This is a genomic window from Sphingomonas sp. GW821-FHT10F09 (assembly GCF_058809195.1).
Map to the genome: position 1 here is coordinate 406996 of NZ_JBXASI010000003.1, position 21862 is coordinate 428857.

The 21862-nt window shown below is 66.9% G+C and carries 22 protein-coding genes and 1 tRNA gene; 10 read left to right on the forward strand and 13 right to left on the reverse strand.

Annotated features, from left to right (window positions below; all coding sequences use genetic code 11):
• Positions 1-27 precede the first annotated feature (27 nt).
• From AC1RTO_RS12565 to gntA, 4 genes are all read right to left on the reverse strand, one after another.
• Positions 28-3513 (reverse strand): TonB-dependent receptor, encoded by a 3486-nt coding sequence (locus AC1RTO_RS12565; RefSeq protein WP_493161168.1) that lies wholly within the window; start codon positions 3511-3513, stop codon positions 28-30.
• A 486-nt stretch (positions 3514-3999) separates the two neighbouring features.
• Positions 4000-5013, reverse strand: a complete 1014-nt coding sequence (locus AC1RTO_RS12570; RefSeq protein WP_493161169.1) for an SDR family oxidoreductase — start codon at positions 5011-5013, stop codon at positions 4000-4002.
• Between the two features lie 323 nt (positions 5014-5336).
• Positions 5337-5996: a DUF1989 domain-containing protein gene (locus tag AC1RTO_RS12575; protein ID WP_493161170.1), complete on the reverse strand. Its 660-nt coding sequence runs from the start codon at positions 5994-5996 to the stop codon at positions 5337-5339.
• Positions 5993-6673, reverse strand: a complete 681-nt coding sequence (gene gntA / locus AC1RTO_RS12580) for a guanitoxin biosynthesis heme-dependent pre-guanitoxin N-hydroxylase GntA (RefSeq protein ID WP_493161171.1) — start codon at positions 6671-6673, stop codon at positions 5993-5995. Before gntA ends, AC1RTO_RS12575 begins: the two co-directional genes overlap by 4 nt.
• 204 nt (positions 6674-6877) lie before the next feature.
• Here gntA and AC1RTO_RS12585 point away from each other — a divergent pair, with 204 nt between their 5' ends.
• The 3 genes from AC1RTO_RS12585 to AC1RTO_RS12595 all read left to right on the forward strand — a co-directional run bounded on the left by AC1RTO_RS12585 (position 6878) and on the right by AC1RTO_RS12595 (position 8142).
• Complete coding sequence (locus AC1RTO_RS12585; RefSeq protein ID WP_493161172.1) at positions 6878-7258, forward strand: hypothetical protein; 381 nt, start codon at positions 6878-6880, stop codon at positions 7256-7258.
• Positions 7259-7317: 59 nt separating this feature from the next.
• On the forward strand, positions 7318-7698 hold the full coding sequence (locus tag AC1RTO_RS12590; protein WP_493161173.1) for a nuclear transport factor 2 family protein: 381 nt from the start codon (positions 7318-7320) through the stop codon (positions 7696-7698).
• Between the two features lie 93 nt (positions 7699-7791).
• The gene (locus tag AC1RTO_RS12595) at positions 7792-8142 is read left to right on the forward strand and encodes a VOC family protein (RefSeq protein WP_493161174.1); all 351 of its coding nucleotides are present in this window, start codon (positions 7792-7794) and stop codon (positions 8140-8142) included.
• On the opposite strand, the gene AC1RTO_RS12600 is transcribed toward AC1RTO_RS12595, so the two are convergent.
• The 5 genes from AC1RTO_RS12600 to dapB all read right to left on the reverse strand — a co-directional run bounded on the left by AC1RTO_RS12600 (position 8132) and on the right by dapB (position 11755).
• The gene (locus tag AC1RTO_RS12600) at positions 8132-8686 is read right to left on the reverse strand and encodes a type 1 glutamine amidotransferase domain-containing protein (RefSeq protein ID WP_493161175.1); all 555 of its coding nucleotides are present in this window, start codon (positions 8684-8686) and stop codon (positions 8132-8134) included. The two genes, AC1RTO_RS12595 and AC1RTO_RS12600, sit on opposite strands and share 11 nt — an antisense overlap.
• Positions 8687-8724: 38 nt before the next feature.
• On the reverse strand, positions 8725-9810 hold the full coding sequence (locus AC1RTO_RS12605; protein WP_493161176.1) for a catalase family protein: 1086 nt from the start codon (positions 9808-9810) through the stop codon (positions 8725-8727).
• A gap of 430 nt (positions 9811-10240) precedes the next feature.
• Positions 10241-10317, reverse strand: a tRNA-Arg gene (locus AC1RTO_RS12610).
• 45 nt (positions 10318-10362) lie between these two features.
• Positions 10363-11016: an endonuclease III gene (nth, locus tag AC1RTO_RS12615; RefSeq protein WP_493161177.1), complete on the reverse strand. Its 654-nt coding sequence runs from the start codon at positions 11014-11016 to the stop codon at positions 10363-10365.
• 10 nt (positions 11017-11026) lie between these two features.
• Positions 11027-11755: a 4-hydroxy-tetrahydrodipicolinate reductase gene (gene dapB, locus AC1RTO_RS12620; RefSeq protein ID WP_493161178.1), complete on the reverse strand. Its 729-nt coding sequence runs from the start codon at positions 11753-11755 to the stop codon at positions 11027-11029.
• Positions 11756-12255: 500 nt separating this feature from the next.
• Here dapB and AC1RTO_RS12625 point away from each other — a divergent pair, with 500 nt between their 5' ends.
• From AC1RTO_RS12625 to AC1RTO_RS12635, 3 genes are all read left to right on the forward strand, one after another.
• On the forward strand, positions 12256-13026 hold the full coding sequence (locus AC1RTO_RS12625) for a MerR family transcriptional regulator (RefSeq protein WP_493161179.1): 771 nt from the start codon (positions 12256-12258) through the stop codon (positions 13024-13026).
• Positions 13023-14033 carry an alpha/beta hydrolase gene (locus AC1RTO_RS12630; protein ID WP_493161180.1) on the forward strand — a complete coding sequence of 337 codons (1011 nt, stop codon included), beginning with the start codon at positions 13023-13025 and terminating at the stop codon, positions 14031-14033. Before AC1RTO_RS12625 ends, AC1RTO_RS12630 begins: the two co-directional genes overlap by 4 nt.
• 182 nt (positions 14034-14215) lie before the next feature.
• Positions 14216-14920: an NAD-dependent deacylase gene (locus AC1RTO_RS12635; RefSeq protein ID WP_493161181.1), complete on the forward strand. Its 705-nt coding sequence runs from the start codon at positions 14216-14218 to the stop codon at positions 14918-14920.
• 21 nt (positions 14921-14941) lie between these two features.
• Here AC1RTO_RS12635 and era read toward each other — a convergent pair whose 3' ends face one another.
• The 3 genes from era to lepB all read right to left on the reverse strand — a co-directional run bounded on the left by era (position 14942) and on the right by lepB (position 17407).
• The gene (era, locus tag AC1RTO_RS12640; protein ID WP_493161182.1) at positions 14942-15841 is read right to left on the reverse strand and encodes a GTPase Era; all 900 of its coding nucleotides are present in this window, start codon (positions 15839-15841) and stop codon (positions 14942-14944) included.
• 85 nt (positions 15842-15926) lie between these two features.
• Entirely contained in the window at positions 15927-16595 is a 669-nt protein-coding gene (rnc, locus tag AC1RTO_RS12645) for a ribonuclease III (protein WP_493161214.1), read from the reverse strand.
• Entirely contained in the window at positions 16592-17407 is an 816-nt protein-coding gene (gene lepB / locus AC1RTO_RS12650) for a signal peptidase I (RefSeq protein WP_493161183.1), read from the reverse strand. Before lepB ends, rnc begins: the two co-directional genes overlap by 4 nt.
• Before the next feature lie 128 nt (positions 17408-17535).
• Here lepB and pgi point away from each other — a divergent pair, with 128 nt between their 5' ends.
• The 4 genes from pgi to gorA are packed head-to-tail and all read left to right on the forward strand — an operon-like array spanning position 17536 to position 21031.
• A complete protein-coding gene (gene pgi, locus AC1RTO_RS12655) occupies positions 17536-19026 on the forward strand; it encodes a glucose-6-phosphate isomerase (RefSeq protein ID WP_293876631.1) in 1491 nt (496 codons plus the stop codon).
• 44 nt (positions 19027-19070) lie between these two features.
• On the forward strand, positions 19071-19277 hold the full coding sequence (locus tag AC1RTO_RS12660; protein WP_493161184.1) for a type II toxin-antitoxin system VapB family antitoxin: 207 nt from the start codon (positions 19071-19073) through the stop codon (positions 19275-19277).
• A complete protein-coding gene (gene vapC / locus AC1RTO_RS12665; protein ID WP_493161185.1) occupies positions 19274-19678 on the forward strand; it encodes a type II toxin-antitoxin system VapC family toxin in 405 nt (134 codons plus the stop codon). The genes AC1RTO_RS12660 and vapC overlap by 4 nt, the downstream gene beginning before the upstream one ends.
• Positions 19679-19684: 6 nt before the next feature.
• Entirely contained in the window at positions 19685-21031 is a 1347-nt protein-coding gene (gorA, locus tag AC1RTO_RS12670; RefSeq protein WP_493161186.1) for a glutathione-disulfide reductase, read from the forward strand.
• A gap of 6 nt (positions 21032-21037) precedes the next feature.
• Here gorA and AC1RTO_RS12675 read toward each other — a convergent pair whose 3' ends face one another.
• Positions 21038-21808 carry an enoyl-CoA hydratase/isomerase family protein gene (locus AC1RTO_RS12675; RefSeq protein WP_493161187.1) on the reverse strand — a complete coding sequence of 257 codons (771 nt, stop codon included), beginning with the start codon at positions 21806-21808 and terminating at the stop codon, positions 21038-21040.
• Positions 21809-21862: the final 54 nt, after the last annotated feature.

Genomic DNA, 21862 nt, shown 5'->3' on the forward strand with positions numbered 1-21862 from the left:
ACCGCCGGGCCGGCGCGCGAAAGGGGGTCAGAAGGTGATGATGGCGCCGGCATAGAAGGTTTTACCCGCGTAGAGAGAATCGTACATGTACGGGATGCCGCCGCCGATCTCGCGATATTTGTCGGGGGCGAACTTCTCGATCGGCGTGCCGAGCAGGTTCTTGCCCTCGGCGAACAGCTGGAAGCGCTTGCTGATCGCATAGGCGGCGCGCGCGTCGAGCGTTTCGGTGCCGTTCTTGAACACCGGTGTCACCAGCTTGTAATAGGATGTCGCGACGCTGCCGGTGATGCCCGGCGTGCTCGGGATGCGGTTGACGGCGTTGGCTTCGGTCAGCGCGTAGAAGATGTCGCGCTTCTGATAGGCGATGCGGGCGTTCAGCTTGCCGTCGTCGTACCACAGGTTGAGGTTGTAGTAATATTTGGACTCCGACCGCGGCGGCAGCGCGGTGCCGGTGAACAGGTCGACGAAGGTGTTCTTCTCGTTCGACTTGGTGAACGAGTAATTGAAGCCGCCGCCGGTGTGGCGCAGGAAGCTGGGCAGGAAGGTGAAGGCGGTACGGCCCGCGACCTCGAACCCGCGCTGGCGCAGGCCGCTCGGCCCGTCCTGATAGGTCGCGACCTCATAGGTGTCGCCGCCGAGCTGATAGGCGCCGATGTTGACGTCCTCCGGACGCCCCGAGCGGACGCTGATCTGGTAGACCGCGGCGCTCAGCTGCGTATCCTTGTTGGGATACCATTCCAGCGACAGGTTCTGCGTCGTCGCGCCATAGCCCTTCAGTTCGGGGTTGCCGATCCGGCCGGTGCAGCGGTTGACGAAATTGGCGAGCACGGCGCTGCCCTCCGCGGTGTCGTCGGTCGAGGGGTCGTCGTCCTGGATCGCGCCGGGATTGGCGGCGATGAACGCCTCGAGCGCGGCGCGCTGCGCCGGATCGACCAGGCCGCAGGACACGGTGCCGTTGCCGGTGAGCTGGAGGATGCTCGGCCGGGCGCGCTGCAGCGCCGCCGAATAGCGCAGGCCGAGCCGTTCGTCGATCGGCCACACCGCGAGGTTGAAGCTCGGCAACCAGTCCTCGCTGGTCCGCTGCACGTCGCCGATCTCACGCCGGATCAGCTGGTTCTCGATCGAATAGCCGGGGAACGGCGTGGTGATCGGCGTCGCGACGCGGCGGCTGAAGTCGATCACCGGCTGCGCATCGACCTTTATCCGCTGATAGCGGACGCCGACGTTGCCGTTGACGAGGATGCCGAGCGGCCGCGTCTCGAAATCGACCATCGCATACGCCGACGACGTCACTTCCGAGGTCAGATAGGTCGGACGTTTGTACGTCTTGCCGTCGGACGCGGTGCATTCGTACAGGCAGCCGAGATTGCGATAGCCGAGGTCGATCGTCTCGCCGAGGATCTTCTGGAACGTGCCGACGTCATAGGTGCCCCATGACGAGATCAGGTCGCCGCGCTTGGGCGCGCCGCCGAAGAATTGCGCACCCGGCAGGCCGACGAGGCTGGCGTTGATGAGGTTCTGATACTGGTCGCGGGTCAGCGTGTAGATGCGCGACAGCTGGTCGGTGGTGCCGGCGGTGGTGACGCGCGGCGTCGAACCGAACTGGCAGGGCGTCGCCGCCGGCGCCAGCGCGGGATCGCAGAACTGGATGAGGTCCAGCGACTGCGCACGCGTCAGCACCACGCCCGGCGACAGCTGCGACCCGTTGTTGCGATAGCTTTCGTTGTCGCGGGTGCGATGCTGGATACCGGCCTTGATCCGGACGATCGGCCCGAAGCTTTCGAACACGCGATCGACGTCAAGCTGGTAGTTCCACTCGCTGTTCTTGTCGTCATAGGGCGTGTATTCATATTGCGAGCCGGCGCTGACGCCGTTCGTGCCCACCGTCGGATAATAGGATGCGGGGTTGAACAGGTCGACGTTCGGCACCGTGATGTTCCACAGGCCGGTTTCCGGCAGGACCCGGTAATTGGCGACGTCCACCGGCGCGAGGAACGAGAAGGCATTGTCTTCGCGACTGGACGACGCGCGGCTGTACTGGATGCGCGCCTTGGCGGTCCACGGCCCGGAGATGAAGTCCGCCCCCGTCTGCGCATAATGCTGTTCGATGCGGCGCTGGATGTCGCGGATCTGGCTGGTCACGCTCAGCGTGTTGCTGAACTGGTTGCCGGTGCCGCGGGCGATGTCGAACGCGGTGACATAATGGTTTTCGTTGACGACGACGTTGCGGATGTTGCTGCCGGTCAAGGCGCCGGCGGTGTTGGTGGTGCCGACCGGGGTCGCGACGCTCCAGTTGTAATCCTGCGACGACACGCTGCGAAAGTTCGGGTTGTACGAGGCGAACAGGGTCAGATCGCGGTTCACCCGCCAGTCCGCGCGCGCCTGGAACGAGATGCGCCGGTCGGATTTGAGCTGACGCCCCGGCCGCGGGAAGGAGGGGACGAAATCCTCCCATTGCGCATAGCAGTTGAGGCGGCTGTTGATCCCCGTCGTCGACAGCGCCGCGCAGCCCGCCTTGCTCGTCACCGCGGCGGCGACGGGATCGAACGGCGTCGTGAAGCTCTTGTTGGGCGAATTGTCATAGTCGCCGAGCGGGATGTAGCCGGCGTTCGCGACGGTGACGCGCGCATAGTCGGTGCCGACCTTCTGATCCTCGTAGGTGCCGTTGAGGATCAAGCCGACGTCGCCGTCGAAGAACTTGCGCGTGGCGATGGCGTTGATGCGCGGCGAGAAGCGCTGGCTCAACGTCTGGTACATGCTCTGCAGGTTCAGACGGTATAGCGGCTCCTTGAAATCGAGGCCGCTGCGCTGCTCGATCCGCACAGTGCCGCCGACGCCGCCCGGGGTCATGTCCGCGGTCTGGCCCTTGATGACGTCGACGCTCTTGATGAGGTCGGACGACAATTCGCCGACCGACGAGGCACGGCCGCCCTGATCGTTGGTCGACAGCGTCGTCATCCCGTCGACCTCGACGCGGATCAGGTCGGCCGACTGGCCGCGGATGGTGAAGCCGCCCTGCTCGCCCGAATCCGACACGTCGAGCGCGACGCCGGCGATGCGCGCGATCGCTTCCGCGGCATTCTTGTCGGGGAACTGGCCGACGTCGTCCGCGACGATCGAATCCTGTGCGGTGCGCGCGGTCCGCTTGCGCGAGATCGCCGAGGCTTCGGCGGCGCGGACGCCGGTGACGACGATCTCCGCGTCCCCCGGTTCACCGCCCGCATCGGGCGCGGCCCGGGTCGGACGGTCGAGATCCTGGTTGAGCGCATCGGGATCGCGGGTCGAGGACGCGGTCTGCGCGGGGGCGGTGGCGCTGGTCTGGGGCGACGGGGCGACGCTGTCGGTCGTGCCGGAGGTGGTCTGCGCGGTCCTGGCCTGCGGCGACGCGGTCGTGATCGCATTCGTCGTCCCCGCGGGCGGCACGACGGCCTGCTGCGCCGATGCCGTCGCCGGGCGGAACCCGCCCGACACGATCGACAGTGCCGACACGCCCAGCAGCGCGACGGCCTTCACCCCTTGCTTTCCCAACTTCCCTCTCCCGGATAGCTCTTTTTTTCGTTCGTCGCATCGCGCATCGGCCGGTCGCGTGCATCGCGGCGCTGGCATGTCGCCACCGCCAGGTGCCCTGTGCCATGGCCCCCGATGCCCCCGTCACGACCATTCCGATGCCCGGTCGGCGCCTGTGGACGTCCAACCCTGTTTTGTCTGTCTTATGGCCTACCCGTAGATACGTCGCACCCAGCTTTCATATTTGCAAGCCGTTTTTGCAGGTGGATTTGAAATAATGCTTCATAATATGACGCCGGGAGGATGCGCAGCGGTTGGCGCACGAGGGTTAGACGGGCTTTCGGGTGCAATCAGGCCCGCGAGCGGCGTGCGGCGGGCAAGGCTCTACCGGGCCGCGTAGCGGCCCGACGCGCAATCTTCCGATCCAGAGCATGCGCCCGGACACACCACGCTCCGGTGCCGGCCGGAGGGCGTGGATGCCCGGTCGGGGCGTCAGTCGCGGGTGTTCCTCGGCCGGCCCAGCGCGACCGCGATACCGGTTCCGAGAAGGCCAAGTATCAGGACCGCCGGGTGGAGCTTCTGCGCCTGCAGCACGATGCTCGACCGGCGGGCGTGGACGTCCTGACTTCCGCGCAGCGCGTCGACCCGGGGGGCGTAGAGATTGTCGCGGCGCGCCGGGTCGCCGGGATCGTCGGGTTTCTGCTGCGCGACGGTGCCGACCAGCTCCATGATCCTGTCGCTCAGTCGTGGCGCGGCGCGTGACAGGAGCGACGACAGCAGCCCCCCGCCCCCCGCATACAGGGTCCGGCGTGGCGTCGCGCAGGCGAACAGCACCGCATCGGCGACGACCGAGGGCGCGTAAAGCGGCGGCGGCAGGCGCGGTGGCTGGTCCATGAAGTTGCGCGCATGTTCGGGGAACGGCGTGTCGATCGCACCGGGCTTGACGAGCGTGACGGAAATGCCGGCGCCCTCCTGTTCCAGCTCCATCCGCAGCGTGTCGGTCAGCGCCTGAACCGCATGTTTGGTCGCGCAATAGGGGCCCTGCTCGACGATCGCGCGGTCGCTGAGGATCGAGCCGACGTTGACGATCGCGCCGCCGCGTCCGCGCAGATGCCGCGCCGCGACGAGCGAGCCGTGCAGGACGCCGAAATAGTTGACGTCGAACACGCGGCGGTGATCGGCGACGGGCACCCGTTCGAGCGTGCCGTAGGTGCCCGTGCCGGCATTGTTGACCCAGCTGTCGAACCCGCCGAACGCTTGGATCGCGACCGCGGCGACCCGCTCGACCGCCGCCATGTCGCTGATATCGGCGGCGCAGGTCGCGATGCGTCCGCCATCGGCCGACAACCGGATGCGCAAAGCGTCGAGCGCGGCTTCGTTGCGCGCCGTCGCGACGACCGCCGCACCGCGCCGCACCGCCTCCTCGACGGTCGCGAGACCGTTGCCGCTGGTGGCGCCGGTGACGACGATGATCTGGTCGCGCAGTGGTTTCAGGGTGATGGCCATGGCGATCAGCGTCCCGGCGGTGGGGTTACGGCGAGTGGGCCGGCAACGCCGATCACCTCGGCCGGGTCGATTCCGGGGGGCGTCGCGAGTGCGGTGGTGATCTGCATAGATGTCCCGGATCCGAGGTCGTGCGGTTCGCTGGTCCGATCACCGCTCGCGCACGGGGCGGAGTGGCGATCGGGTGGCGTTGGCAGGGTGATGGTAGCCCAACGATCCGCCTTGCGAATCGGCCCCGTCTTGCGGGGATTGGCGGAGCGGTGATTCAGCCCGGCCGCCGATGGATCAGCGGTCGGGCGAACGTGGCGTGGCGCGTCTTTACCGCGTCAGATCGAGCCTGCAGCATCGATCGCGCGTTCGCGCGTTGGAGCCGCAGGCATGTCGTCGTGGACGACATAATTAATGGGCTTGAACGACCCGCCGTTCGACGCCGGCGCCGAACAGGCGGTGAGGCCGATCACCAGATCCATATGGGCGACGAAGCTGATGCTGTCGCCTGCCCGGCTGATCGGCGGCAGGACCGACAATTTGCCGGTCGCCGCATCGACGGGCACGTTCATGAAGCAGTTGAACGCGACCGGTATCCGGTCCGGCTCGACCCCGAACGGCGCGAGCGCGGCAGCGAGGTTGCCGAAGCATCCGCGGTGCCGGGGCAGTTCGGGATAGAAATGGTCGAACGTCGCATAGGCGCACGGCGTCAGCAGGAAGTCGTGCAGGCCGACCGTATCGGCGACGATGTCGAGCATCACGTTCGAGCGGTTGGAATAGAGCTTGTGGCCGGTGGTCAGGCGGATCGTCTCGGCATAATCGAGCGTCCGGCCCGAGGACAGGACTTCGTCCAGATCGTCGGCGCGGAACGCCAGCAGATCGGCGACCTGCCGCCCGCGCGGATCGATGACGGTCAGATATTGCCCTTTGGCGAGCCGGAACGCGTCCCCGCTCCGCTCCGGGATCTCGACGATCCGGTCCGCTGCGGGATCGCTCATTCGCCCGAATACCGGAACGGGCATTGCCAGCCGCTGTCGACGGCGCGGCCGCTGTACTGCCGCGCCTCGCTGAGTTCGCCATGGCGGGACAGCATCGGGTTGCGCGAGCCGGCGAGCACCTCGTCGCGCACCATGATCTTCTCGCGCATCGTCTCGTACTTGCCCTGTTCGCGCAGCGTCTCGAACTGGTCGTGCAGGTTGAAGATCATCGTCGGACGCGAAAAGCGCCGGGCCGGACGGCTGGCACGGGGATGGAGCCCGACGACGAAGAACGCCTCGCCACCGAAGGACAAGGAGAAATGCGGGTTCGACGGATCGGGGCTGACGCGCCGGTCCCATTCCTGCCCCAGCCATACGTCCTTGTCCGAGAGCGACTGGATACGCTGCCAGATCGCCCGTTCGAAGGCTTCCTCGCTCAGATGGTCGGGACCGGCGAAGACGACGGCGAAGCTGCGGAACAGCGACGGCTCCGCCCGGTATTGCGCCGCGAAGCAGCGCAGGCGGTCGTGGATACGCAGGTCGTCCCACGCGCTGGCGATGTCGCGACCGCCGAGGATGTCGAGCGTCCCCTTGGCCAGCGCCGCCTTCGCGCCGACGCAGGGGAAGGCCGGATCGGCGATATAGGCGGAGAGCAAAAGGCTCGCTTCGTCCTCGCTGGGGTCTGCCCAGCTGAACATCGGTTTTGTTGACAGCATGGCAGGAGAACGAAACGCCCCGGCTGGCGTTCCTGATTTCCCCGATCACCTTGATCCGGGTCAATCAGAAATACAGATCGGGGTGCCGGGCGCCGCTATACTGATCCAAGTCGGTACGATCGCGGGGACATTTCGGATCCGGCGTCGCGTTGATGGCGGCCACCAAGGCATGCGGAGAGAGAACACATGGCCGTCAAGTTTGCAGGCACGTTGAACGCGATCAATCGCGGGCTCGACACGACCAAGCCCACCAAGGGCGCCGACATGGTCGAGGATTGGGAAGCCGCGCTGGCCGAGATCGACACCCCCGGCGCCAAGGGCATTCTTCGCGACCTCGGCTCCCTGCGCAAGCAGCTGGAGCGGGACGAACCCGATGTCGATCGCGTCCACGCGCTGCTCCACCGACTGGGCGTCGCGACGACGAAGATCGCCGACAAGGCCGATGCGTCGCAGGAGAAGCTGAAGGCGCTCGGCGAGGCGCTGACCGAAGCCGGCGAGGATGCGCCGGACGAGGAAGAGGATGTCGCCGCCGCGGCCAGCCCGAAGCGCGCGCGCAAGAAGGGCTGAACGGAACGACGGGCCGGCGGTCGCAGGGCTGCCGGCCCGCTCTGTTGGAGGAGGCCATCATGCCGATGACGCCGATCGAGCACTATGTCGCCGGCTGGCGGGCACATGATGTCACCGCGATCCTGGCGGCGCTGACCCCCGATTGCGTCGTGATCGAAAGCTTCGGCCCGATCTACCGCGGTCACGACCGGGTCGCGCAATGGGTGTCCGCATGGCTGGCGGAGGATGGCCGCGTGATCGACTGGACGATCCGCGATCTCCATTCCCTGCCCGGGGTCGAGACCGCGGAATGGACCTTTCACTATAGGTGGCGCGGCGAGGAGAAGCGCTTCGACGGTGCCACCATCGCAACGCTGCGGGACGGGAAGCTGGCGTACCTTCGCGAATATGCCACCACCGCGCCGCTGTACGACTGGAAGGGCACGTGGAAGGCATTGTAGGCGGGGCGGACGCTACAGTGAGGGTTTGATGCTCGCCAAATCCCGTCGGCACGTCCAGTTTGCCCCCGAGGGACAGCCATGGAGTGTCGGCAGATGGATCATCGTGCGGTTGCGATCATACCCAGCAGCGATCTCGACGCGAGCGAGGCGTTCTACCGACGCCTGCTGTTCACGGTCGTCAGCGACTATGGCCATTATCGCATCCTCGAAGACGGCCGGGGCTGGCATCTGCACCTGACCCATGCGCCCGGCTGGCCGCAGCATATCGAGGACAATCCCTTCGGCCTGTACCTCTATGTCGATGATGTGGACGCGATGGCGGATGCCGTTCGCGACCTCATCATCGAAGAGGGTGCCCCCCATGCCAAGCCATGGGGGACGTACGAGTTCGCGGTCAGCGACCCCAGCGGGCTGCTCGTCCGCATCGGTCGGGTCATGCAATGATGTCGCCGCCGGCGAATTCCTCGACGAGCTTCGCGCAGAAGGCGGGCAGATCGTCGGGGTTGCGGCTGGTGACGAGGCCCTGGTCGACGACCACCTCCCGGTCGACCCAGGTGCCGCCGGCATTTTCGATGTCGGTCTGCAGCGTCGGGAACGACGTCAGCGTACGACCCCGCACCTGATCCGCTTCGATCAGCGTCCATGGCGCATGGCAGATTGCGGCAACCGGCTTCGCCGCGGCGAAGAAGTCGCGCACGAATGCGACGATCTGATCCGACCCGCGCAATTTGTCGGCACCGACGCATCCCCCGGGGATGACCAGCGCGTCGAAGTCGGCGGCCGATACGTCGGCGATCGCCTTGTCGATCGTGAAGGTCTGGCCGGGGTCGAGGTCGTTGTTGCACGTCTCCGCCTCGCCCGCCTCGAGACTGATGACGGTGACCGCGCCGCCGGCCGCCTCGACCGCCGCTTTGGGCTGCGTGAATTCCGGCTCTTCGGTGCCGCGGGGTGCGATCAGGATCGCGATCGTCTTGCCTTCGAGTGTCATGACTGTCCTTTCCGAATCCAAGAGGGTCGGGTCCGGCATCACGCCGGAATGTCGGTGACGCTGGCGGTGTTGGCCGCGCGGATGCCGTTTTCGCGATGACGGAAATCGCTGAGCGCCTGATAGACCTGCATACGGGCGCGCATCACGCCGCCGAGCGGACGATGCGCCGCAAGGCTGTGCGCCGGACGGAAGGTCATCACCTCGTCGAAATAACGGACGCGGTCCGCGCCATAGGCGGCCTGTCGCGGCAGGCGGATCGTGGCGACGGTCAGATATCGACTGTCCTGCGCCGGCCATTCGACCGACGTATCCTCGATCGGCTGGGTTTCGGCATTCGCCCATAACTGCACCCGCAGATCGAACACCGCGTCCCGGTCGGCGAAATAGTCGACCGCGGCATGGCGAAAGCCGTCCTCGTCCTGATGCGGATCGAGTTGCCAGTCATCGAGCGCGATCTGGTCGGGCGACACCGGAAAGGCGCCGAGCTTCGCGACATAGTCGCCGTAGCGGATCGGGCATTGGCTGAAATAATAATCGTCGAGCGGGTGACTGAACGGATGGCCGTAGAAATCGAGCGTCGGGCTGGGGCCGGTGCCGACCGCATTCAGCACCGCGTTGATGTTGCGCGCGATCGCCGCGGCCGCGCTCTTGACGCCTTCGGGCATGGGCACGGTCAGGCCGATCTTCTTCGCCTGACGGAGAAAGCCGGCGGCGGTGCCGGCCGGAAAGGTCGTGCCGCTCGCCAGCACGAAATCCTGCGTCGGTGCGTCATGGCCGGGCAGCTTCTCGCCCTCGACGCCGAAGACCTTGATCGCCATGCCGCGATGGGTCGAGACCCGGTCGCCGAGTTTCTCGCCCGGCCCCTGCGCGAAACGGACCGCGACGTCGAAGGTCCCCGGCCGGGCGAACAGGCCCTGCGCCAGTTCGGGCGGCAGATCGGCGGCGACGGTCAGTTCACCGACGACACAGGCCGTGCTCTTGGCATGGCTGGCGCGGACCGCATGCCCGTCCCGCTTCTCGACCGTCCGGCTTTCCTGGGTCATGCCCGCGACGATGCCGTCGATACTCTCCTGCTCGCCCGGTTCGAGCGTCTCGATATCGTCGCGATAGGGCAGATAGGCCATCCGAAACTCCCGTTGTTCGAGCAGCTAAACAACGGGACGGGGCGCAACGTTTCGGTACGGTTTCGGGCCAAGGCCCTGCCCGGGCGTTGTGGTGCCTATGCCGGCTTATGTCGGAATGCCGCGGTCATGGCCTGCGTCGCGGCATGCCCGTGAGGGTCGGGCCATACTTGGCCCGCCACGCACACAGCGTCGCGCCATGATCCCGTGCTTGCGGCATACGTCAGAGGTTTCTTGAACCCGGTCGTCTTCACGGCCGCGTCCATACGAATCGGACTCCGGTTCGAGCACGATCAGCTTCACGGGACGCACGTCATGCGGCGCGGAGCGGCTCTACCGGGATCGCGCCCGCGTTCCGGTTCCGGTTGCGCGTGTTTCTGCGCGGTTCTGCAAGCATGAGGCTGATGCAAGCCGCCAGCAACGGCGGAAAAGCTGGTGCACCCGACTGGATTCGAACCAGTGGCCTCTGCCTTCGGAGGGCAGCGCTCTATCCAGCTGAGCTACGGGTGCCTGAGCGACGCGCCTAGCAAAGCCCCGCGGGCTGCGCCAGTGGGTTTATGCGGCGACCGCTTTCGGCGGCGGGGTCTTGGGCTTGTAGGCGCACAGGTCGGCGACGATGCAGCGCCAGCATTCGGGGCGCCGGGCCTTGCAGGTGTAGCGGCCATGCAGGATCAGCCAGTGGTGCGCGTGCAGGCGGAAGGGCTGCGGGGTCGCCTTGTCGAGCTTCGATTCGACCGCGAGCGGCGTCTTGCCGCGGGCAAGGCCGGTGCGGTTGCCGACGCGGAAGATGTGCGTGTCGACCGCGAACGTCTCCGCGCCGAAGGCGACGTTGAGGACGACGTTGGCGGTCTTGCGGCCGACTCCCGGCAGGCGTTCCAGCGCCGCGCGGTCGTCGGGCACCTGACTGCCGTGCTCGGCGACCAGCGCTTCGGACAAGGCGATGACGTTCTTCGCCTTGGTGTTGAACAGCCCGATCGTGCGGATATGCCGCTTCAGCGCGTCGAGGCCGAGCGCCACCATCTGTTCGGGCGTCGTCACGATCGCGAACAAGGCGCGCGTCGCCTTGTTGACCCCGGCGTCGGTCGCCTGTGCCGACAGCACGACCGCGACGAGCAATTGATAGGCATTGCCCGATTCGAGCTCGGTTTCCGGATGCGGGTTCGCCTCCGCCAGCCGGCGGTAGAATTCGAAGACGTCCGCCTTCTTCACCGCACCGCGCTCACAGCCCGAGCACGTCGCCCATGCGGTAACGCCCCGGCGGCTGGTCCGCGATCCACAAGGCCGCGCGGACGGCGCCACGCGCGAAGATGCTGCGGTCCTGCGCCAGATGCGCCAGTTCGATCCGTTCGCCCTCGCTGGCGAAGACGACATTGTGGTCGCCGATCACCGATCCGCCGCGCAGCGACGCCATGCCGATCGTCCCTTCGGTCCGCGCGCCGGTCAGGCCCGCACGGCCGTCGACGCGCAGTTCGGAGAGTGTCGTCCCCCGCCCCGCCGCCGCCGCCTCGCCGAGCAGGATCGCGGTGCCGGAGGGCGCGTCGACCTTGTGCCGGTGGTGGCTCTCGACGATCTCGATGTCCCAGTCGGAGCCGAGCTTCGCCGCCGCCTCGCGCACCAGCTGCGCCAGCAGCGTGACGCCGAGCGAGGTGTTGCCGGTCTGCAGCACCGCGATATCCGCCGCGGCGGCATCGATCGCGGCATGCTGCGCCTGGGTGAGGCCGGTGGTGCCGATGACCAGGGGCGTGCCGGCGGCGCGGGCGATGGCGAGATGCGCCTCCAGCGCCGAGGGCGTCGAGAAATCGACCAGCACATCCGCCCGCTGCGCCAGTGCCGCGGGATCGCCGCCGGCGTCGACGCCACCGGCCAGCGTCGCGCCCTCGACCGCGATCTGTTCGGCGATCGCCCGGCCCATCCGGCCGCTGCTGCCATAGATGCCGATCGCGGTCATGCGCGATGCCCGATCGGGTGGCGGTTGGTTGAAGTCATGTCCGGCTCTTGGCACAAACCCGGTGCGCGCGACAGGCGGCGTACGCCGGTTCGGCGTTTTTCGCGTCGCGGAGGTTCGTGATGCCGCCCGGCAGCTGGCGACGACATTGGGTCGGGGAGACGGCCTGCGACTGGACCTTCGTCGGTTGGCGCCCGATAGCGGACATTCCGCACCCGCCTAAACTTGGTCCTTCAGGCGGGCAATCCTAGCTCCCGATAGCGGCCATTCGTTAAGCGCGACCTTTCCCGTTTCTCCGTCTTCGACAGTCGATTTCGGGAAAAGCAAACGGGAACGGGTTATGGGAAAGGGGATGCCCCGATCCGCTACTAGCGCAATCACCGGGGCGACTGACCCGCTATGGGTTCCCAATCGGGAAAAACGTTTCGCACTCGCCCTTGCTCTCTTGACCCTGACGCAACGTCATCCTGCACAAGAATGGCACAGTGATTCGAGGCGAGGTCATGCGGACGGTCAAACAGGTAGCGAAAGCATCGGGCGTCAGCGTCCGTGCCCTGCATCATTACGATCATATCGGACTGCTGACGCCCGACGTCGGCGAGAACGGCTATCGCTATTACGGGCAGGCGGAGATGCTGCGCCTTCAGCATATCCTGTTTTACCGCGAACTCGGCCTGCCACTCGCGGAGATCGCCCGCATCCTCGACGATCCCGGCTTCGACACGCGCGCCGCGTTGCTCGATCTGCGCCGCCGGATCGACGAAGAGATCGCCCAGCGCCGCGATCTGGCGCAGACAATCGACCGGACGCTGGCGTCGCTCGATGCCGGCACGGCGTTGGACGATCGCCGCCTCTTCTACGGTGTGTCGGCCGAGAAGCAGGCGCAATGGGAAGCGGAGATCGTGGCATGCTTCGGCGAAGCTGGCGATGTCGCGATCCGTGACGCCAAGGCGCGGATGGAGGGCCTTTCACCGGCCCAACTGCTCGACTTCAAGGCAGAGATCGATGCCATCCACGCCAATATCGTCGCTCTGATCGAGGCAGGTGGCACACCGCCTTCCAATGCGGCGCAGGACTTGATGGGCCGGCACTATAGCTGGGTGTGTCGTTCGTGGTGCCCCGACGCGGAGGCCTATACCTCGCTTGGCCGGATGTACGTCGATCATGCGGATTTTCGATCGATGTACGATGCCCTGCATCCGGGCATGGCCGTCTTCTTGGAACAGGCGATGGTCTGCCACGCCCGCACCGCCCTTCGGGAGAGCGTGCAATGAACCGCCGCGCCGTCCTCGCCGGCATCATCATCGGAGCCACCTGTATGACCTCAAGTCATGTGGAAGCCGCCGCTCCGCAGGAGCGCGATGCGACCGTCACCGTATCGGGTGTCGAGATCGCGTGCCGCTTCACGATGCCGCACGGCACGGCACGCGGCGCGGTGCTGCTCATTCCCGGATCGCTCTACAGCGACGTGGACGGCAATTATCCGTCGATGAACATGCGCCCACACGCTTATGCCGACTTGGCGCGGCAGCTCGGCGAGCGGGGCTTCGTGGTGCTTCGCATGGCTAAGATCGGCCCCGGCACCGGATCGCGGACGATCGATGCCGAAGCGGCGCAACGGCATATCGATTTCCTGACCCGGATTGACGTCGCACGGGCTGGGCTGGAACTGCTTCGCCGCACCGTCGCGACGCGGCCCGTCATCGTCGCCGGCCATAGCGAGGGTGCCGTGGTCGCGTCGTTGCTCGCCGCAGGCCCCGCCGGCTCGAAGATCGATGGTGTGGTCAGCCTGTCCGGCCCGGCGTTGCCGATCCTGTCGATCCTGCGCGCGCAGGTCGCCGCGATGGTGCCCCCCGGTGTCACGCCGGATATGAGGGTGTTCGATCGCGCGGTCGCCGCCATCCGCGCGGGTCAGGCCCTTGCGGGCGAGGCAAAATCTGATCCGCAAACCGCCATGCTCGCGTCCATGCCCGAGCCGGGACTTGCCTATCTGCGCAGCACCGATCGCGTCGATCCGGTTTCCGCTCTGGCGAAGGTACAGGCCCCGGTGTTGATCGTTCAGGGCGGCCGAGACGATTCCGTCCCATCAGCGCATGCCGATATGCTACGCGCCGGTCGTAAGACGATGCCGACAGAGGGCGCGGCATTTCCGAACCTGACCCATTTCTACAAGGATGCGCCTCCGGGGCTGCCGCCGATGCAATCAATGGGGTTGGATACGGACAGCGACCCGGCTGTCGCCGACGCGATTGCTGCGTGGGCCAAGCATCTGAGTCGGTAGAATTTCTCGATTGCTCGGTCATCGACGGGGTTTTGGGAAGGGTATTTCCCTTCCCAAAATTCGATCGTTTTTGGGAAAGCGGCAGCCCTGCGCAATATCCGCTATTGCCATCCGCCTCCCGAAAGCGGCCGGTCCGCACTTCACCACTTCCAGACATAAGTCCCGACGCGTACCGTGGGCGGATGCGCGACATCAGAAACATCGTCGTCCTGACCGGTGCGGGCATTTCCGCCGAGTCCGGTATCGCCACGTTTCGCGGGCCGGGCGGATTGTGGGAAGGGCATCGCGTCGAGGATGTGTGCACGCCCGAGGCGCTGGCCGCCGATCCCGTGCTGGTGCATCGCTTCTACGATCTGCGCCGGGCGGCGCTGGGCGGGGTCGCGCCCAATGCTGCGCATGTCGCGCTGGCACGGCTGGATCGGGAATGGGCCGGCGACCTGCTGATCGTGACGCAGAACGTCGACGACCTGCACGAGCGCGCCGGCGCGCGGCGGATGCTGCATATGCACGGCGAACTGCAATCGGCGCTGTGCGCGGCGTGCGGGACGCGCCGCCCGTGGCGCGATCCGCTGCCGGTCGGGTCCGCCTGTCCGGCGTGCGGGGCCGCGGCGTTGCGGCCGGACATCGTCTTCTTCGGCGAGATCCCCTATCGGATGGAGCGGATCGAGGCGGCGCTGGCCGGCGCCGACCTGTTCGTGTCGATCGGCACGTCCGGCGCGGTCTATCCCGCGGCCGGGTTCGTGCAGCTCGCCGACGCTTATGGCGCGGCAACGCTCGAGCTCAATCTCGAGCGGTCCGCGGGCAGCGACGCCTTCGGAGAGACGCGGCTGGGGCCGGCGGGCATGCTGGTGCCGGCATGGGTGGATGCGGTGCTGGCCGGATGGTGAGGCGCCGGCCGGCCGGCTCGCTCAGTCGACCCAGTCGAGCCCCAGGTCCTTGTAGACGTCGCGGTCCTCGTCCCAGCCGGGCTTGACCTTGACGTGCAGGTAGAGGTGGACCGGCCGGTCCATGATGCCGGCGAGTTCGGTCCGCGCCCGCGCGCCGATCTCCTTGATGCGGCTGCCGCCCTTGCCGAGCACGATCGCGCGCTGGGTCGGGCGTTCGACGAGGATCTGCTGGTGGATCTCGACCGAGCCATCCTCGCGTTCGCTGTATTTCTCGGTTTCGACGGTGCTCGCATAGGGCAGCTCGGCGTGGAGCTGGAGATAGAGCTGTTCGCGCGTCACCTCGCTGGCGAGCGCGCGCTCGGTGGCGTCCGACACCTGATCCTCGGGATAATGCCACGGACCCGCCGGCATGGCGGCGGCGAGCGCCGACTTCAGCTCGGCGAGCCCGTCGCCGGTCTGCGCGCTGACGAACCAGGTGTCGGCGAAATGCATCAGCGCGTTGAGCTTTTCGGCGTGGAGCAGCAGCTTCGGCTTGTCGGCGACATCGACCTTGTTGAGGATCAGGATCTTGGGTTCGGGGCGATCCTTGAGCGCCTCGGCGATCGCGGTGACCTTGGACCCGATCCCGCCCTTGCCGTCGACGACCAGCGCGATCATGTCCGCGCCTTCGGTACCGCTCCATGCGGCGGATACCATCGCACGGTCGAGCCGGCGCTGCGGCTCGAAGATGCCGGGGGTGTCGACCAGCAGGATCTGCGCATGGTCCTGGATCGCGACGCCGAGCAGCTTGGTCCGCGTCGTCTGCGCCTTGGGACTGACGATCGCGACCTTCTGGCCGACGAGCGCGTTGACCAGGGTGGACTTGCCGGCATTGGGCGCGCCGACGACGGCGACGAGGCCGCAATGTTGGGTTTGGGTCATAGGGGGTAATCCAGATGGGGTGACGTGGGGGGCCTGAGCGCCGACAGGCTCGGGGCGAACGGGAGTGGGCGGGCGGAGGCTTCGGTCATCCCGTCAGCTTCGCCAGCAGCGCCTTGGCGGCGGCCGTCTCCGCTTCCTGCTTGTTCGCACCGGCAGCGGTGGCATCGGCGAAGGTGCCGATCCTGACCTGTACCGTGAAGCGGGGGGCGTGGTGCGGGCCGGAACGGTCGACGACCACATATTCGGGCGTGCGCCGCCCCGCCGCGGCGGCCCATTCCTGCAACGCCGACTTGGGATGCTGCGGCGCCTTGTGGCCGCTCTGGACGCGGGCGCCCCAGGCGGTGCGGACGAAGTGACGCGCGCCGTCGAGCCCGGCCTCGCGATACCAGGCGCCGATCAGCGCCTCCATCACGTCGCCGAGGATATTGTCGCTTTCATGCGCGCCATCGTCGCGCGCCTGCTTGCCGAGCCGCAGATGGGCGCGGACGCCCAGTTCGCGCGCGACGTCGGCGCAGACCGCGCCGGTGACCAGCGCGTTGAGCCGTTTCGACAATTGCCCCTCGGGTTCGCTGGGGAACAGCTCCCACAGCCATTCCGCCATGACGAGGCCGAGCACGCGGTCGCCGAGGAATTCGAGCCGCTCGTAATTGTCGGCGGCCTGGCTGCCATGGGTCAGCGCGCGTTCGTAGGGCTTGGCATCGGCGGGCTTGCGGCCGAAGGTGGCGGCGAGCCAGCCGGGCAGGTCGGTGCTCAGAAGCCCTCTCCCACGCGGCTCCAGCGCGCGGCGGAGAACCAGCTGACCGGATTGATCCACGACGCATTGCCGTCGGTGGAGAAGAAGGTGACGACCGCCTTGCCCTCGATCCGCTCCATCGGGATATAGCCCATGCCGATCGGCGCCGGGAAGCGGCTGTCGGCGCTGTCGTCGCGATTGTCGCCCATCAGGAAGACGTTGCCCGCGGGCACGGTATAGAGGCCGGTATCGTCCGCCTGCGGGATGTCCGCCTGGTCGAGGACCATGTAGCTCTTGCCGTTCGGCAACGTCTCGCGGAAGCGCGGATAGCGGCAGACCGGCACGCCGGCGGCATCGACGTCCTGGAAGGTCGCGCCGCATTTCTGCGCGTCGAAATTGGCGGTGAGCGGCAGCACGAAATCGGCGACGCGCTGTTTCGGGACCGCTTTGCCGTTGAGGATCACCTGCCCGCGACGGACCTGGATGGTGTCGCCGGGCAGGCCGATGACGCGCTTGATGACGTCATGGTCGTCGGGCCCGGGCGAGCGGAACACGACGACGTCGCCGCGGGCGGGATCGCGACCAAGGATGCGGCCGGGGATCGGCGGCACGCCATAGGGCAGCGACCAGCGCGAATAGCCGTAATTCCACTTGGTGACGAACAGATAGTCGCCGATCAGCAGCCGCGGCAGCATCGATTCCGAGGGGATCGAGAAGGGCGCGAACAGGAAGCTGCGCAGGATCAGCACCGCGAGCGCCAGCTTCAGGAGGAAGCGGACCGTTTCGTTGAGCTCCGAACGCGGCTGTTTCGGTTTCGCAGGAGAGATTGCCATAGACGGGGAGCCTTAGCGCTCCCCGCGCGTCCTGAGTAGTCGTTCCCGTCGCCATCGTAGGGGCTTGGCCCGATGCGGATGGATCGATACGGGACTGTCACGATCAGCCTCCCCAAAGGACGGATACCATGAGCGACTGGACCGCAATCGAAGCCCTGCCCTCCCCCAGACTGGTCGACCTGTTCGACCAGGACGACAGCCGCCTGCAGCGGTTCAGCCTCGACGTGGCAGGCATCCATTTCGACTGGTCGAAGACGCATCTGACCAAGGACGCGGTCGAGGCGTTCGTCGCGCTGGCACAGGCGCAGGACCTTGCCGGCAAGCGCGACGCGATGTTCGGCGGCGAGCATGTCAACGTCACCGAGGATCGCCCGGTCGAGCACACCGCGGAACGCTACGAGGGCAATCCCGACAGCGTCGCGCGCGCGCGCAAATTCCACGAGCGGATGCGCTCGCTGATCGACGCGATCGAGGGCGGCGCGCTGGGCGACATCCGCCACGTGCTGCACATCGGCATCGGCGGGTCGGCGCTCGGGCCGCACCTGCTGGTCGATGCACTGGGCCGCGAGGATTCGCGCTACGACGTCGCGATCGTGTCGAACGTCGACGGCGTCGCGCTGGAGGATGCGATCAAGGACTTCGATCCGGCGGCGACGCTGCTGGTGCTGGCGTCCAAGACCTTCACCACCAAGGAGACGATGCTCAACGCCGAATCCGCGCTGCAGTGGATGAAGGAGCATGGCGTCGAGGACCCGTACGGCAAGGTGATCGCGCTGACCGCCGCGCCCGACAAGGCGATGGAATGGGGCGTCGACGAAACCCGCATCCTGCCGTTCAGCGAAGGGGTCGGCGGGCGCTATTCGCTCTGGTCGTCGATCGGCTTTCCGGCGGCGATCGGGCTCGGCTGGGGCGCATTCGAGGAACTGCTGGAGGGCGCGGCCGAGATGGACCGCCATTTCCGCCTGACCGCGCTGCACGAGAACGCACCCGCGCTCGCCGCCTTCGCCGACCTCTATTACACGCAGGTGCGCCATGCCGAGACGCGCGCACCCTTCGCCTATGACGAGCGGCTGCGGCTGCTGCCGAGCTACCTCCAGCAGCTGGAGATGGAGTCGAACGGCAAGGGCGTGAAGACCGACGGGTCGCCGGTCGGCCGCCCGACCGCGGCGATTACCTGGGGCGGGGTCGGCACCGATGCGCAGCATGCGGTGTTCCAGCTGCTGCATCAGGGCACGCACCTCGTGCCGGTCGAGTTCATCGCGGTGATCGAGGCGGGCGACACGCTGGCGCCAGACCATCACCGCGACCTGCTGCTCAACGCCTTCGCGCAGGGTGCGGCGCTGATGAAGGGCAAGCAGGCCGAGGACCCGGCGCGCTCGTACAGCGGCGACCGGCCGTCGTCGACGCTGCTGCTCGACGTGCTCGACGCACGGACGCTGGGGGCGCTGATCGCCTTCTACGAGCATCGCGTGTTCGTGAACGGGGTGCTGCTCGGCATCAATTCCTTCGACCAGTTCGGCGTCGAGCTGGGCAAGGAAATGGCGAAGGCGGCCGACCAGGGCGGCCAGTCGTTCGACCCCTCGACCGAAGACCTGATCCGCCGCGCCGGTCTGGATTGATCGCGGCGGGATCGCTATGTGTATGGCTCTGCGGAGCCATACACATGCGGACCAATATCGAGATCGACGCGGCGTTGATGGCCAATGCCATGCGTATCCTGAAGGTTAGCTCGGAAAGCGAAGCGGTGAGTCAGGCGTTGCGCACGGTGGTGCGCCTCAGGCAGCAGGAAGCGTTGCGGGAGTTGGAGGGTATCGGCTGGGAGGGCGATCTCGACGATATGCGGACCAGCAAATACATTCCCGCTGAATGATCGTCGTCGATTCCAGCGTCTGGATCGATTATTTCAGGGGTATCCAGACCGTTCAGACGGTGCAGCTGGATCGCACCTTCGGTCGGGAACCGGTCATCGCCGCCGATCTGGTGGTCGCCGAGGTGCTGCAGGGGTTTCCGAACGATCGCATTTTCCGCTTGGCGGAAGCCCGACTTGCCCTTGCCGATCCTCTCGTCATCTCGGACCATCGCGTCGCCGTGCAGGCCGCGCGCCATTATCGCCACCTGCGCGGGCTCGGCATCACGATCCGCAAGACGATCGACACGCTGATCGCCACGCGCTGCATCCTTGACCGCCTTCCGCTGTTATACAGCGATCGCGATTTCGACCCTTTCGTCCAGCATCTCGGCCTCCGGTCGGCGCTCGTGGACCCGGAGTAAGATACCATGGCCGATTATGACTACGACCTCTTCGTCATCGGCGCGGGGTCGGGGGGCACGCGGGCGAGCCGCGTCGCCGCCGCGCATGGTGCGAAGGTCGCCGTCGCCGAGGAATATCGCGTCGGCGGCACCTGCGTCATCCGCGGCTGCGTGCCGAAGAAGCTGCTGATCTATGGCGCGCATTTCGCCGAGGACCTGAAGGATGCCAAGCGTTTCGGCTGGCAGGTGCCCGACCGGTGCGACTTCGACTGGAAGACGCTGCGCGACAATGTGATGGAAGAGGTCGACCGGATCAACGGCGCCTATACCCAGACACTGGAAAACCACGGGGTCGAGATCATCCATAGCCGCGCGGTCGTCACCGGGCCGCACAGCGTCCGCCTCGCCGACGGGACGGAAAAGACGGCGGAGCGCATCCTGATCGCGGTCGGCGCGCGGCCCGCGGTGCCGGAATGTCCGGGTGCCGAATACGGCATCACCAGCAACGAGGCGTTTCATCTGGATGCCTTACCCAAACGGGTGCTGATCGCCGGGGCCGGCTATATCGCCAACGAATTCGCCGGCATCTTCCACCAATTGGGCTCGCACGTCATCATCATGAACCGGACGCAGGACATCCTGCGCGGCTACGACCTGTCGATCCGCGACCGGCTGCTCCAGATCAGCATGATGAAGGGGCTGGAGTTCAAGTTCGACGCCAACTTCGAGGGGATCGACAAACAGGAAGACGGCTGCCTGACGGTGCGCATGTCCGGCCACGAACCGGTCACCGTCGACATGGTCATGTTCGCCACCGGCCGTGTGCCGAACACGGAAGAGCTGGGGCTGGAGGAAGCAGGCGTCGCGCTGGAGAAGGGCGCGATCGTCGTCGACGAGCACAACCAGTCGAGCGTCGAGAGCATCTTCGCGATCGGCGACGTCACCAACCGCATCCAGCTGACCCCGATCGCGATCCGCGAGGGCCAGGCGTTCGCCGACACCTATTACGGCAACAAACCGACGACGGTCGACTATACCAACATCCCGTCCGCGGTGTTCAGCCACCCGCCGCTCGCCGGCGTCGGCATGACCGAGAGCGAGGCGAAGCAGAAGCTGGGATCGGTCAGCGTCTATTCGTCCGATTTCCGCCCGATGAAGAACGTGCTGGCCGGCCGCAACGAGCGCGCGCTCTACAAGATGGTGTGCGATGGCGAGACGGGGCGGATCGTCGGGCTGCACATGATCGGGCCGGACGTGCCGGAGATCCTGCAGGCCGCGGCGATCGCGGTGAAGGCCGGGCTGACCAAGGCGCAGTTCGACGAGACGGTCGCGCTGCACCCGACGATGGCGGAAGAGCTCGTACTGATGAAGTGAAGGCGATCAGCGACCGGTAAAATTTCCCGGTCGCCGTTCGTTGACCGCGCGCACGCCCTCGGCGAAGTCGGCGGTCTTTTGCAGCCATGCCTGTTCGGCGAGTTCGTGGTCGGTCTGGCGCTGCACGAGTGCCAACAGGTCGCCGCGGATCGTCGCGCGGGTCGAGCCCACCGCGAGCGGCGCGCCGGCGGCGATCTCCTGCGCCAGCGCCAGTGCCTCGGCGCGCAGGCGGTCGGTGGGCACCAGCACGTCGACCAGCCCCCATTCGGCCGCCTGTTCGCCCTTGATGCGACGGGCGGTGAGATTCATCAGCAGCGCGCGCTGGCGGCCGATCACGCGTTCCAGCACCGCGGATATGCCGAACCCGGGGTGGAAGCCGAGCGCGACGAAATTGGCGACGAAGCGCGCCTCGGGTGAGGCGACGCGGAAGTCCGCGACCAGCGCCAGTCCCAGCCCTGCCCCCACCGCCGATCCCTGCACCGCGGCGACCACCGGCGTCCGTACCGCAAACAGCTGCGCCGCGGCGACGTAGAAGGGATTGCGCGTGCCGGCCGGCAAATCCTCCGCGACCGGATTGTCGCGGGCGAGATCGGCGCCCGCACAGAAGATCCGCCCGTCCGACTGAAGCACGATCGCGCGCACCTGCGGATCGGCGTCGCAGGCGGCGAAGGCCGCCCCGATCGCCTCGATCAGTGCCAGATCGGCGAAATTGTGCGGCGGGCGGGCGAAGGTGAGGATGGCGACATGGCCATCGTGCGCGACGGAAACGGGGCTCATGGCCACATCCTGCCCGGCGCGGACGCTCCGCGCCAGCCCCGGTGACCCGTGATA

Coding starts and splice junctions, on each gene's coding strand:
- AC1RTO_RS12570 (WP_493161169.1), bottom strand. CDS start 5,013: ATGGCCATCACCCTGAAACCACTGCGCGACCAGATCATCGTCGTCACC.
- AC1RTO_RS12660 (WP_493161184.1), top strand. CDS start 19,071: ATGCGGACCAATATCGAGATCGACGCGGCGTTGATGGCCAATGCCATG.
- lepB (WP_493161183.1), bottom strand. CDS start 17,407: ATGGCAATCTCTCCTGCGAAACCGAAACAGCCGCGTTCGGAGCTCAAC.
- AC1RTO_RS12635 (WP_493161181.1), top strand. CDS start 14,216: ATGCGCGACATCAGAAACATCGTCGTCCTGACCGGTGCGGGCATTTCC.
- AC1RTO_RS12595 (WP_493161174.1), top strand. CDS start 7,792: ATGGATCATCGTGCGGTTGCGATCATACCCAGCAGCGATCTCGACGCG.
- AC1RTO_RS12605 (WP_493161176.1), bottom strand. CDS start 9,810: ATGGCCTATCTGCCCTATCGCGACGATATCGAGACGCTCGAACCGGGC.
- AC1RTO_RS12600 (WP_493161175.1), bottom strand. CDS start 8,686: ATGACACTCGAAGGCAAGACGATCGCGATCCTGATCGCACCCCGCGGC.
- AC1RTO_RS12625 (WP_493161179.1), top strand. CDS start 12,256: ATGCGGACGGTCAAACAGGTAGCGAAAGCATCGGGCGTCAGCGTCCGT.
- AC1RTO_RS12630 (WP_493161180.1), top strand. CDS start 13,023: ATGAACCGCCGCGCCGTCCTCGCCGGCATCATCATCGGAGCCACCTGT.
- AC1RTO_RS12585 (WP_493161172.1), top strand. CDS start 6,878: ATGGCCGTCAAGTTTGCAGGCACGTTGAACGCGATCAATCGCGGGCTC.
- AC1RTO_RS12590 (WP_493161173.1), top strand. CDS start 7,318: ATGCCGATGACGCCGATCGAGCACTATGTCGCCGGCTGGCGGGCACAT.
- vapC (WP_493161185.1), top strand. CDS start 19,274: ATGATCGTCGTCGATTCCAGCGTCTGGATCGATTATTTCAGGGGTATC.
- gorA (WP_493161186.1), top strand. CDS start 19,685: ATGGCCGATTATGACTACGACCTCTTCGTCATCGGCGCGGGGTCGGGG.
- gntA (WP_493161171.1), bottom strand. CDS start 6,673: ATGTTCAGCTGGGCAGACCCCAGCGAGGACGAAGCGAGCCTTTTGCTC.
- AC1RTO_RS12675 (WP_493161187.1), bottom strand. CDS start 21,808: ATGAGCCCCGTTTCCGTCGCGCACGATGGCCATGTCGCCATCCTCACC.
- dapB (WP_493161178.1), bottom strand. CDS start 11,755: ATGACCGCGATCGGCATCTATGGCAGCAGCGGCCGGATGGGCCGGGCG.
- AC1RTO_RS12575 (WP_493161170.1), bottom strand. CDS start 5,996: ATGAGCGATCCCGCAGCGGACCGGATCGTCGAGATCCCGGAGCGGAGC.
- era (WP_493161182.1), bottom strand. CDS start 15,841: ATGACCCAAACCCAACATTGCGGCCTCGTCGCCGTCGTCGGCGCGCCC.
- pgi (WP_293876631.1), top strand. CDS start 17,536: ATGAGCGACTGGACCGCAATCGAAGCCCTGCCCTCCCCCAGACTGGTC.